Origin of the sequence: Exiguobacterium sp. A1_3_1 (genome assembly GCF_048985645.1) — a bacterium.
In the GTDB taxonomy this organism is placed as follows: Bacteria; Bacillota; Bacilli; order Exiguobacteriales; family Exiguobacteriaceae; genus Exiguobacterium_A; species Exiguobacterium_A indicum.
The window spans coordinates 17,725-30,235 of record NZ_WBYY01000016.1 but is presented as its reverse complement, the minus strand read 5'-3'; the positions used below and the strand labels follow the sequence as shown (position 1 = coordinate 30,235).

The window sequence follows — 12,511 nt, the reverse complement described above, 5'->3', positions numbered from 1 at the left end:
TGGGCTCGGAGATGTGTATAAGAGACAGCATTACGACGACACGCTTCATCCGGGTTGCCTTCGCTGGTCTATTGTACATTGGAGGATTCGTCTTTTTTGGATACGCCTTCTATACACTCGGATCAGCAGATGGAACAAAAGTGTATCCGGCACACGAAATTTTCATGTTTGCAGCGAGTGCCTCTATCTTTGCGCTCGTGTATGTTCTCGTCTTCATCCGCTTATTCAACACATTCAATCAACCGGTTCTCGGTGAGCGATTCGATGCTGAAAAGATCGAATCGGTATTGCGTGAGCAGGGTGGGAATTATTTGAGCCATCTCGCGTTTCTAGGTGATAAACGTTTCTTCTTCTCCGAAACAGGACGTTCATTCATCCAGTTCAGTCAGACCGGTAATCGGATCATGGTCCTTGGCGACCCCAGTGGAGATCCGAAGGAACATTCACAAGTCATCGCGTCTTTCTTACGTCGCGTCGAAGATCTTGGATATATTCCGAACATCTATCAAATTCAAGCGCAAAATATGTCTCTCTATCATGATTTTGGCTTCAACTTCTTCAAACTTGGTGAAGAAGCGATCGTTGATATTCCATCTTTCACTGTATCAGGAAAAAAACGAGCTGGACTTCGGTCGATTAAAAATCGCTTTGAACGAGAGGGCATGACGTTCGAAGTAGTCGAGCCACCTATTTCAGGAACTCTATTAGCAGAACTACAAGAGGTCTCCGACGAATGGTTAGGCGGTAAGTCCGAGAAAGGCTTTTCGCTCGGTTACTTCCACGAACCTTATTTAAACCGGGCGCCGATCGGCATCATGCGTGAAGCGGAAGGACGATTGATCGGGTTCATGACATTCATGCCTGCTTACCAAGAAGGGGTCCTATCGATTGACTTGATGCGTTTTCGACCAGATGGACCGAATGGAATCATGGATGCGATGTTCATCCGACTATTCGAGTATGCGAAAGATGAAGGCTACCACACGTTCAACATGGGAATGGCTCCGCTTTCGTCCGTCGGAGAGGACGAGACGTCCTTCTGGCAAGAACGTGTGGCAGCGGATGTCTTCAATAATATTCGCTACATGTATAGTTTCACCGGTCTACGACGATACAAAGAAAAGTACGATCCAAAATGGGAAGGACGATATCTTGCTTACCGAAAGCGTCAATCGTTACCGATGGCAATCTTAAAAGCAACGCGTCTGATTTCTCGAAAGAAAGACCGGATTTTATTACCATGATCGACTGACGCATGAAGTCGGCAATCGACGGGTATACAAAGGGCGACCCTATATCTACGGATATGCGGGATCGTCCTTTTATAATTTTGTTTAAATGTACAAAGGTCTATACAACTAGAATTAATCGCGTTATACTAGATACGGAAGCAAGTCATGGAACGGATAGAGAAAGGAAGATGCCAGATGACAGTGATCATCAATGCTCGGATTTACACGGGAGAGCAGACGATTGAAGACGGCTTCATTCGTTTTGACCGAACAATCGAGGCGATTGGACCCATGTCGAAATTCGAGGAAATCGCAGGAGAAGAGATGATCGATGCGCAGCATCAATCACTCATTCCGGGAATGATCGATGTGCATATTCATGGGGGATATGATGTCGATGTCATGGATGGAGATGTCGAGAGGTTGCGTCATTTCAGCCGACAGATGTTACAAGAAGGTGTGACATCATTTTTAGCGACGACGATTACTCAGGACTGGGGAAATATCACACGCGCGCTTGAGACGGTCCGAGAAGTCGTAGCGCAAGACGATACGACGATCGTCGGCGTTCATCTTGAAGGACCATTCATCAATCCGGATTATGCGGGTGCACAGCCTCACGAACATATCGTCGAACCGGATGTCGAGCAGTTCTTGAAATGGCAAAAAGCAGCAGGGAACACGATCAAGCTCGTCACATACGCTCCGGAACGCCCGGGAGCACGGGCGTTCGAAGAAGCGGTGCGCTTGACGGGTGCGATTCCGTCAGCCGGACATACAGACGCGACGTATGCCCAAAACCAAGCCGGTCACGTCACGCATGGTACCCACCTCTACAATCAAATGCGGGCACTTCATCACCGGGAACCAGGCACGGTCGGATATTGCCTCCTGACACCAGACGTCTATGCGGAGATCATTCCGGATGGGATTCACATTGCGCCAGAAATGGTCGACTTCGCCTACCGAATGAAAGGCGCAGATCGACTGATCGTCATCACGGATGCGATGCGTGCAAAAGGATTAGCTGATGGTGAATATGAGTTAGGTGGTCAGGCTGTATTCGTTCGAGACGGTGCGGCACGTCTTGAAAACGGTAGCTTAGCTGGAAGTGTCTTAACGATGGACGCCGCCTTACGGAATATCATCGCCTATACAGGCTGTTCGCTCGAAGAAGCGGTCCGCATGACATCGGTCAATGCGGCAAAAGAACTTCAATTGACTCAAAAGGGAAGCCTCTCGGTCGGCAAGGATGCGGACATCGTCCTGCTCGACGAAGCGCTACACATTCAAGAAACGATTCATCGTGGTACGCGACACCGGATCACGAACGGAAAGGAGTCTACCTCATGAAATGGATGATCGTAGAAAAAGGAGAAGAATTAGCACAGGTGGCCTATCAATTTTTGAAACAGGAAATTGAGCGTCACCCGGAAGGTTTGACGGTAGGACTGGCAACGGGAAGTTCACCGGTCGGCGTCTATGAAGAATGGCGGAAGGATTCGCTCGATTGTCGACATGTGACGACGGTTAATCTAGACGAATATGTCGGTCTCAGCCCAGAGCATCCACAAAGTTATCATACGTTCATGCAAGAGCATCTATTCAAAGATGTCGCGTTTAAGGAATCATTCGTTCCAATCGGGGACACAGAAGATCCCGTGCGCGAAAGTGAACGATATGAAGCGCTCGTCCGCAATCGAGGAATCGACATTCAATTACTTGGAATCGGAGCGAATGGACACATCGCCTTCAATGAACCAGGTACACCGTTCGATGCTAAGACACACGTAACGGAATTGACAGAGTCGACACGAGAAGCGAACCAACGATTCTTTGATCGATTAGAAGAAGTACCGACGAAGGCGATCACGATGGGAATCGGTACGATCATGGAAGCGAAGAAAATCCTTCTCGTTGCTTCTAGTGAACGAAAGGCAGAAGCGGTTCGCGACATGATGGAAGGTGTCGCAACAACGGATTGTCCAGCGACTGTACTCAAGCGTCATGCTGATGTCATGGTGATTTTGGACGAAGAAGCTGCATCTTTATTGTCAGATGACGCTAAACGTACAGGACGAGCGGCTTATCTGAATTTCATGAAAGTATGACGATGGAAGAGCGATGAATCAAAAGGGATAGAGACAATCATTGGATTGACTCTATTCCTTTTTTTGATTCTGTTGAGCCTAGTCTCAAGCGATTTTTTATTTTGATAGAAAGGCATCAACAGGACATATACCAAGATCATTCAATCTCATGATACAGCGCACTAAGGGTCCATGATTTTTTCAGTGCAACGATTCCATACGATTTCTTTAATCGAAACGTAAATTGACATTTCATTAAATGTACGGATAATGGAGATTAGCGAACTTTACGGAAAATTTACATGAAAATGAGGGTTTACATGATGGAAACGCGATCCGCACGAAAGAGACAGCCAAGTGCTGGCAAGATGTTCATGAAAGTCATCGCTGCACTCGTCCTGCTTGTCACAATCATCGGTTCTGGATATGCTGGAGCTGTTTTTATTAAAACGCAAGAAACATTGGCAAAGACGCAGATTAACATTCCCGGCTCGAAGGTGAGCTCTAAATATGATGATGTTCCGTCTGAATCGTTCTTGATTCTTGGGACGGATGAAACGAAAAAAAGTAAAGAACGAAATGAACCGGCGCGATCAGATGTCATGATCGTCGGAATCTTAAATAAAAAAACGGAACAATTAGTGTTGACGAGTATTCCGCGTGATTCACTCGTGAACATCGATTATTCGAAATACGATGTACCTTATGGTAAGACAGGTGTTGAGCAAGATAAAATCACCCATGCTCATTACTTCGGTTCGATGGATAAATCGAATTCCTATAATGGGATTAAATTAGCGCGTGAAACGACAGAAAACCTGCTCGGTATTCAAATCGATCACGTCGTTAAAGTTAATTTCCAAGGATTCGTTCAATTGATCGATGCATTGGATGGCGTAGACATCGATGTACGATATGCGTTCAAAGAGCAAGATTCAAAACGTAAAGCCGGTACTGTCACTGTTGATAAAGGGATGCAACATTTAACAGGAGAGCAAGCACTTGCTTACGTCCGGAACCGTCATGATGATCCGCTCGGTGATATCGGACGCGGTCAAAAACAGATGCAAGTCATTCAAGCGGTCGCCAAAGAAGCGGCAAGTTTCCGTTCCCTCAGTGCATACCGTGATATTTTGGATGCTGTCGGTGATAACGTCGAAACGAATTTAGGTCCGAACGATTATACACGCTTAGCAGATTTCACAGCAGCGTTACGTAACACGACGGAGTACCAACTCGCTGGAGAAGGTTATATTGGTATCAGCGGGAAATGGGAGTATCACCTCGATCCGAATCAATTGGAGCAAGTGAAAAGTAACTTAGCAAAAGCGATGCAAGGTCAAGAAGTCGAACCGATCAAGGAAGAGACAGACCCGGCACAAAGCACGACAGAAGAACCAGTGACGGAAACAGAAGCCGTTCCTGCTCAATAATATACGCTAAAAATCCCCTTGTATCATCGTCACTATACGACGATACAAGGGGATTTTTAGCGTTGTCGTTCCATTTCGACGGTGAAGGTATAGCGGTCGCCGCGGTAAGCGGAGATGACGTATTCAAACGGTTGCTCCGTCGCGAGATACGTCAGTTGCTCGACGGATAAGACAGGCGAAGCGGTCGATAGACCAAGATGACCCGCCTCTTCCTTCGTTGCCAGGCGTGATTCGAACGTTTGACTCGCACGTCCAAGATTTAATCCGCTCGCTTCTGCAAATGCATAGAGCGATGCGGTCGCGACGTCTTGATCGAGTCCAGGTAAGAGCTGTTCCGGGATATAGACGGTCTCAAGGGCAAGCGCTTGCTCATCTGCGATTCGTAAACGTTTCAATTCATACACGGATGCCCCTTCGCGAATCCGGAGCTTGTTTGCGATCGTCATCGACGCGTCGATGATTTGATAGGAGAGAAGCGCACTCGTCGGTTCTAGTCCAAGATGTTCCATCTCTTCCGAGAAACTCGTCAAGCCAGACAGTTGCATGACGATTTTTTTATTCGCGACGAATGTTCCTCGTCCTTTTTGACGAATCAAGTAACCGGCGTTGACCAAGTTTGAAATGGCTTGCCGGACCGTCATTCGGCTAATTTGGTGCGCTTCCGCAAATTCGCGCTCGGACGGAATCAGATCGCCAGGTTGAAGAACACCGCTTTCGATTTGTTGTTTTAAGGCAGCTTCGATTTGATAGTAGATGGGGAGTGGTGAATTTTTATTGATATGCTGAATCACGGCATTTCGTCCCTTCGCGATCGGTAGTCTTTCGTCTAGTGTACTAGGAAAAAGGCAAGCCGACAAACGATTCTGGATGAAATATGGCATAATACAGAGTGAAACTGACAGAGAAAGGTGGTCGAGGCATGCGCCCCGAACAAATAGAATCCGATGTCCGAACCTTTCAGACATCCATTCGCGCAACAAAACAAGTAGACGGCTATTGGGTTGCTTTAGAGAAAAGTTACTTCTATCCGGAGAGCGGTGGACAGCCGGCGGACCGTGGAACATTGAACGACCAACCGGTCCTTGACGTCCAAATCGAAGACGGTGTCGTCTGGCACCAACTGGCGACGCCGCTCACAGGTGACGTCACCGGAATCGTAGATGACGCAGTCCGGATCGATCATGCGGCGCAGCATACGGCACAACATGTCATCTCTGCAATCCTACAAGATGAATCAAATATCAAGACACTTAGTTTTCGGACGGGAAGTGAGGTCTCGACGCTTGATATCGAGACATCTGAATGGACAACTCTGCAACAAGAACAGCTGGATCGACGATTACGCCAGGTGATTGAACAAGGATTGCCGATCACAGCGACCGAGTATGACGAGGCGGAAGCGCTACGCTTACCATTACGAAAAACACCACAAGTCGAAGGACGAATTCGCGTCGTTCAAATCGGTACACTCGATTATAGTGCCTGTGGTGGAACGCATCTCGATTCGACGGCACAGCTCGAGTCGATTCTCTTTACTGGAGTCGAACGAATTCGTGGAAATATTCGTCTTTCTTATGTCGCAAAGGAACGGGCATATCAACTCCTACAGGCAGAACGACGAGCCTTACGGGAAGCAGCGCAAGCTTTATCAGTCAAACCGGTTCAAATGCTAGAAGCCGTCCAAGCGTTACAAGAAGAGCAGAAACGCTTAACGAAACAGGTCGAACACGCCCAGGAACAACTCGCGACGTTCACACTCGCTCATGCTTTAGAACAACAAGAAGGCATTCTTGTGTTCGAACATCTGGATGAAGAAATCAAAATATCCGAGCAACTTGCTAAAGCGATTCAAGAAGCGGGACACGTCGGCGTCGTCTGGAATGCGACGACGAACAAGTTACTGATGAGTAGTCCAGGTGAACCCCATCTCGGGAAGTTCGCTAAAGCACATGTCCAAACATTTAACGGGCGAGGCGGAGGAAGTGCGGTTCAGGCACAGGCACAATTTACGAATCGGGATGATGCGATGGCATATGTCGATCGATTACGGGAGGAATATCAGTCATGACAGTCATTCAAGTACGTACAGCAGAACAACATCAAGCCGTCCGGATGATCCGGGAGCGTGTCTTCGTCGAGGAACAAGGCGTACCACGCCATCTTGAATATGATACACATGATGAAACAGCAATTCATCTGCTTGTCCTCGATGAGCAGAGTCGACCGGTCGCAACGGGGCGTACCCGTCCATATGACGACCAACGGATGAAGGTAGAGCGTGTCGCGACGCTAGCGACAGCGCGAGGAAAAGGATACGGTGGCGAGTTGATGCAGGCGATGGAACGAGTCGCACGTCGCGAAGGGAAGCAATTGCTAACACTCGGCGCACAAGTCCAAGCGATCCCGTTTTATCAAGGACTCGGTTATACGATCGTCTCCGATGAATTCGATGATGCGGGCATCCCACACCGGACGATGGAGAAAAAAATGTAAGTTATTTTGAAAGAAATCCTGCAAAAAGGGTTTCTTTTTTTTGTTTTCTATGTATATATATAATTCATAATGAATTTTTATACAGACAGATGAATTTAAAACCAGGAGGGAATTATACATGTCGAAACAAAAATTGATCTTAGCGTACTCTGGGGGACTTGATACATCGGTAGCCATCAAGTGGTTGAGCAAGGACTATGACGTCATTGCCTTATGCATGGATGTCGGAGAAGGAAAAGATTTATCCATCATTAAAGAAAAAGCACTCCTCGTCGGTGCGATCGAATCGATCGTCCTCGATGTTAAAGAAGAATTCGCACAAGACTTCGTTTTACCGGCACTTCAATATGGCGCGCATTACGAAAATGCCTATCCGTTGATTTCAGCGCTTTCGCGTCCGTTGATCGCAGAAAAGCTTGTCGAAGTCGCGCATCAGCACGGTGCGACGGCAGTCGCTCACGGATGTACCGGAAAAGGGAACGACCAAGTCCGGTTCGAAGTTTCAGTCGCAGCACTTGATCCATCACTCGAAGTCATCGCACCGGTCCGGGAATGGAAATGGTCACGGGAAGAAGAAATCGCCTATGCGAAAGAAAACAATGTGCCGATTCCGATCAACCTCGACAGCCCATACTCAATCGACATGAACCTTTGGGGACGGAGTAACGAATGTGGTGTCCTAGAAAACCCTTGGACAGAGCCACCGCAAGACGCTTATGCGTTGACAGTAGCGCCAGAAGACGCTCCGGATCAGGCAGAAGAAGTCATCATTGGCTTTGAAGCAGGTGTTCCGGTCTCGATCAACGGAACGACGTATCCACTGGCGAAACTGATCACGGAACTGAACATCATCGCGGGTGCACATGGGGTCGGACGGATCGACCACGTCGAGAACCGTCTCGTCGGTATCAAATCGCGGGAAGTCTATGAGTGCCCAGGCGCAACGGTGTTACTCAAAGCGCACGCTGCACTCGAGACGATTACATTGACGAAGGACGTCGCGCATTTCAAACCACTACTCAGCAAACAATATGCAGAAACAATCTACAACGGTCTCTTCCATGCACCGTTGACGAAAGGCTTGAAAGCATTCTTGACAGCGACACAACAGGACGTCACAGGAGAAGTTCGCGTTAAACTGTTCAAAGGAAACGCAACTGTGACAGGTCGTCAGTCCGCTGTCTCGCTCTACGATGAGAAACTTGCGACGTACACGAAAGAAGACGCATTCGATCATGAAGCAGCAAAAGGCTTCATCAAATTACACGGACTTGCCGTTTCGACGCATGCGAGCGTACATCGTCAGGCGGGTGTCACGAAATGACCAAACTCTGGGGTGGACGTTTTACGGAAAGTGCTTCCGCTCAAGCGGAAGCCTTCGGAGCATCAATCACGTTCGATCAAAAATTAGCGAGCGTCGATTTAAAAGGCAGTCTCGCACACGCGCAGATGCTATTTGAACAAGAGATTCTTGCTCAAGACGAGTGGACACAAATCGAGCAAGGACTGAAGCAACTGGAAACGACGTTAGCAGACCATTCCTATACGTTAGCGGATGAGGACATTCATATGAACCTCGAACGTCTATTGACGGAACAGATTGGTCCGGTTGCAGGAAAACTGCATACGGCACGGAGTCGAAATGACCAGGTCGCAACGGATTTACATCTATGGATGGAACAACATGTTGAGGCGTTGACGACAGCATTACGCGAGCTCCAGTCGGTCATCACGGAACAAGCGGAGCAACATATCGAGACGGTCATGCCAGGGTATACGCATTTGCAACGGGCACAACCGATCTCGCTTGCGCATCACTTGCTCGCTTATTTCTGGATGTTCGAACGTGATGTCGAACGGTTGACGGATAATCAAAAACGAATTCGGAAATCACCGCTCGGGGCAGGTGCGCTCGCGGGGACGACATTCCCGATCAATCGTTTCCGGTCTGCTGAGTTGCTCGGTTTTGAGTCGGTCTATCCAAACAGTCTTGATGCTGTCTCGGACCGTGATTTCGTCATCGAATACCTCGGGATCGCTTCGACCATCATGATGCATCTCTCGCGCTTTTGTGAAGAAATCATCATCTGGGCGTCGCAAGAATTTAGCTTTATCGAGTTATCCGATGCCTTCTCAACAGGATCGAGCATGATGCCACAAAAGAAAAATCCTGATTTCGCTGAGTTGATTCGTGGAAAAACGGGGCGCGTCTACGGTAACCTGATGGGCTTCTTGACGACGATGAAGGCATTACCACTCGCTTACAATAAAGACATGCAAGAGGATAAGGAAGGGGTCTTCGATACAGCAGATACCGTTCTCCAATCCGTTCAAATCTTCACTGGAATGATTGAATCTGCGACGTTTAAGACCGAAGCGCTCAAGAAGGCGACAATGCAAGACTTCTCGAATGCAACGGAACTCGCCGACTACCTTGTGACGAAAGGCATACCATTCCGGGAAGCGCACGAAATCGTAGGCAAAGCCGTCCTTTATTGTGTGCAAAACGGTTGTTTCCTGAAGGATTTGAATCTCGAGACGTATCAAACCTTCCATCCGGATATCACGGAAGACGTCTATCCGCTCCTCGATCCGGTTCAAGCAGTGGCACGCCGGACAAGCTACGGCGGGACAGGGTTTGCTGCCGTGTCGGAGCAACTCGAACTCGCGAAACAGCATCTTGCGAATTGACGGATTTTGAAAAAAATCAGTCAAATGACTGGATTTAACAAAAGATGTCTGCTATAACTGTAACTAACAACCGACAGATAGAGGCGCGGATGACATGAGTAGCATCATTCTTGAAGGCAAGCATGCCGAATGATGTGAAAGGGGAAGTCCGCCGAAGTGAACGAGAAGATGCTTCTTCTCATTTGCTGGTACAACGGTTAAGATCCGTTGTACTGCCGAAACCGATGTTTCGGAGCGCTATCTTACGTAAAAGAACGAATGACTTTGTCTTCGTTTGTCCGATCGTGATAACGACGGGCCGTAGGAACGCTCCTACCGGCCCGTCGTTTTTTTCTGTATCGGGACAAAGGAGATAGGATTGTGACAACTGTACTTAAATTTGGTGGAAGCTCGGTTGCGACTGTCGAACAGATTCAGTCTATTGCGAATTATTTGAAGAGTCGCGCAGCCGAAGGTGAAAAACTTGTCGTCGTCGTTTCAGCGATGGGCAAGATGACAGATTCTTTGATTGCTCAGGCGCAAGCCATCACGGATCGCCCCGAGCGCCGAGAACTCGATCGTCTGCTTGCCATCGGAGAAGAACAGACGATTTCATTACTCAGCATCGCCCTCAACTCACTCGGCGTCAAAGCGTTATCGCAAACAGGCGCTCAAGCGGGAATCAGTACGATGGGATTGCATACGAAAAGTAAGATCAAACAGATTGATGGAAATCTATTACGACAAAAACTCGAAACATACGATGTCGTCATCGTCGCTGGATTCCAAGGTGTCAACGAACTCGGTGATGTCACGACGCTCGGACGTGGTGGATCGGATACGACGGCTGTTGCCCTTGCGGCAGTCCTTGATAAACGGTGTGAAATCTACACGGATGTCGACGGTGTCTATACGGCTGATCCACGAATCCATGCTGCTGCTCAACCGATTCCGCACATCTCATATGATGAGATGATGGAGATGAGCGCCCTCGGGTCGAAGGTCATGGAAATGCGGAGTGTCGAACTAGGAAAAAAATACGGCGTACACATCTTCGTCGGGAAAACACTTGAATCGAAAAGGGGAACATGGATCATGGAAGCGACGGAAACAATGGAACAAAAAGCGGTGACGAGTGTCAGTGTGACGAAGAACGTCTTGACGGTATCAATCAAACACGTACCGCAAACGAATGCAGCAGTAGCCGATATCTTCGAACTGTTATCCAATCGCCACGTCAACATCGACATGATCAGTCAAACGACGTTCGACAGTGACATTTTCTTATCGTTCTCATGTCCACTCGATGAGGAAGAGTTCCTCGATGAAGCATTGAAAGACATCATGGATCGCTTCACGACAGTCAAGGTCGATCGCCATAATCAACACGCAAAATTATCTGTCGTCGGAATCGGGATGCGGGATGCAACAGGTGTCGCTTCGAAGTTGTTCGCCATCTTCCGAGCAGAGAACATCCCGTTCTATCAAGTCACGACATCAGAAATCAGCATCTCGTACACGATTGTACAAGCAGACATTGAACGGACGGTTGCAGCGATTGCAAACGCGTTCGAGTTATAAGGAGGAAAACAGGATGTATCATGTAGCCGTCATTGGAGCAACCGGCGCCGTCGGTCAAAAAATGTTACAAGTCCTAGCAGAACTGGACTTCCCGGTCAGCCGCCTGTCCGCTTACGCTTCTGCTCGTTCAGCAGGGAACACGGTACAGTTCAAGGGAGAAGATATTACGATCCAAGCGCTGACGCCAAACATCACGGAAGACGGGATCGATGTCGCGTTGTTCGCAGCAGGCGGAACGATCAGTGAGCAATATGCCCCGTTACTAGCTGAAAACGGAACACTCGTCGTTGATAATTCAAGTGCTTTCCGGATGCAGGAGACGATTCCGCTCGTCGTGCCAGAAGTCAATCCGCAAGCGATTCAAGCGACGGACCGCTTGATCGCAAATCCGAACTGTTCGACCATTCAATCCGTCGTCGCTTTAGCACCGCTCCAGTCACTGGGATTCGAACGGATCAACTATACGACGTATCAGGCCGTATCTGGTTCTGGTCAAAAAGGAATCGAGGATCTGGCACGTGGAGCACGCGGAGAAGAGCCCGTCAATTATCCGCATCCGATTCACGATAACATCTTGCCGCATATCGATGTATTCCTTGAGAACGGCTATACGAAAGAAGAGCAGAAGATGATTGATGAAACACGGAAAATCTTCAATCTTCCAGCATTACCTGTCAGTGCGACATGTGTCCGGGTTCCAGTCACGAATTCTCACTCGGTTGCAATCAACGTCACGTTTACACAACCGACGACGGTTGCAGCGATCCGTGAAGCACTTGAAAACGCACCGGGCGTCGTCCTCATCGATGATGTCGCGAATACGCGTTATCCGATGCCACTTGACGCGAGTGGGACGGACGATGTCTATGTCGGACGAATTCGACAAGATGATAGTCTCGCGAATACGTTCCATCTCTGGTGTGTAGCCGACAACATTCGAAAAGGTGCCGCCTCGAATGCCGTACAAGTCGCACGCCAAGCCATCGAACAGTCGATTCATTCATAAAAAAGG

Annotated in this window: 11 protein-coding genes and 1 riboswitch; of the genes, 10 read left to right on the top strand and 1 reads right to left on the bottom strand. The window is 48.4% G+C overall.

What is annotated here, in order from left to right; translation table 11 throughout:
• The 4 genes from F8N00_RS03210 to F8N00_RS03195 all read left to right on the top strand — a co-directional run.
• On the top strand, nt 1–1,244 hold a 1,244-nt coding region (locus tag F8N00_RS03210), incomplete at its 5' end, for a phosphatidylglycerol lysyltransferase domain-containing protein (RefSeq protein WP_421017776.1).
• Between the two features lie 183 nt (nt 1,245–1,427).
• Complete coding sequence (gene nagA, locus F8N00_RS03205; RefSeq protein ID WP_035398942.1) at nt 1,428–2,585, top strand: N-acetylglucosamine-6-phosphate deacetylase; 1,158 nt, start codon at nt 1,428–1,430, stop codon at nt 2,583–2,585.
• Complete coding sequence (gene nagB / locus F8N00_RS03200; protein ID WP_050679000.1) at nt 2,582–3,343, top strand: glucosamine-6-phosphate deaminase; 762 nt, start codon at nt 2,582–2,584, stop codon at nt 3,341–3,343. The genes nagA and nagB overlap by 4 nt, the downstream gene beginning before the upstream one ends.
• Before the next feature lie 299 nt (nt 3,344–3,642).
• The gene (locus tag F8N00_RS03195; RefSeq protein ID WP_231681811.1) at nt 3,643–4,755 is read left to right on the top strand and encodes an LCP family protein; all 1,113 of its coding nucleotides are present in this window, start codon (nt 3,643–3,645) and stop codon (nt 4,753–4,755) included.
• Nucleotides 4,756–4,811: 56 nt separating this feature from the next.
• On the opposite strand, the gene phnF is transcribed toward F8N00_RS03195, so the two are convergent.
• On the bottom strand, nt 4,812–5,546 hold the full coding sequence (gene phnF, locus F8N00_RS03190; protein ID WP_023467107.1) for a phosphonate metabolism transcriptional regulator PhnF: 735 nt from the start codon (nt 5,544–5,546) through the stop codon (nt 4,812–4,814).
• Between the two features lie 128 nt (nt 5,547–5,674).
• Between phnF and F8N00_RS03185 the strand changes: the two genes are divergently transcribed.
• From F8N00_RS03185 to F8N00_RS03160, 6 genes are all read left to right on the top strand, one after another.
• Nucleotides 5,675–6,823: an alanyl-tRNA editing protein gene (locus F8N00_RS03185; RefSeq protein ID WP_421017775.1), complete on the top strand. Its 1,149-nt coding sequence runs from the start codon at nt 5,675–5,677 to the stop codon at nt 6,821–6,823.
• Nucleotides 6,820–7,248 (top strand): GNAT family N-acetyltransferase, encoded by a 429-nt coding sequence (locus tag F8N00_RS03180; protein ID WP_023467111.1) that lies wholly within the window; start codon nt 6,820–6,822, stop codon nt 7,246–7,248. Before F8N00_RS03185 ends, F8N00_RS03180 begins: the two co-directional genes overlap by 4 nt.
• Nucleotides 7,249–7,366: 118 nt before the next feature.
• A complete protein-coding gene (locus F8N00_RS03175) occupies nt 7,367–8,572 on the top strand; it encodes an argininosuccinate synthase (RefSeq protein ID WP_023467113.1) in 1,206 nt (401 codons plus the stop codon).
• Nucleotides 8,569–9,939, top strand: coding sequence for an argininosuccinate lyase (argH, locus tag F8N00_RS03170; protein WP_421017774.1), 1,371 nt, complete (start codon nt 8,569–8,571; stop codon nt 9,937–9,939). The genes F8N00_RS03175 and argH overlap by 4 nt, the downstream gene beginning before the upstream one ends.
• A 70-nt stretch (nt 9,940–10,009) precedes the next feature.
• Nucleotides 10,010–10,187, top strand: a riboswitch (Lysine riboswitch).
• A 112-nt stretch (nt 10,188–10,299) separates the two neighbouring features.
• Nucleotides 10,300–11,499: an aspartate kinase gene (locus tag F8N00_RS03165; RefSeq protein ID WP_421017773.1), complete on the top strand. Its 1,200-nt coding sequence runs from the start codon at nt 10,300–10,302 to the stop codon at nt 11,497–11,499.
• Between the two features lie 13 nt (nt 11,500–11,512).
• Complete coding sequence (locus F8N00_RS03160) at nt 11,513–12,505, top strand: aspartate-semialdehyde dehydrogenase (RefSeq protein WP_023467117.1); 993 nt, start codon at nt 11,513–11,515, stop codon at nt 12,503–12,505.
• Nucleotides 12,506–12,511 lie beyond the last annotated feature (6 nt).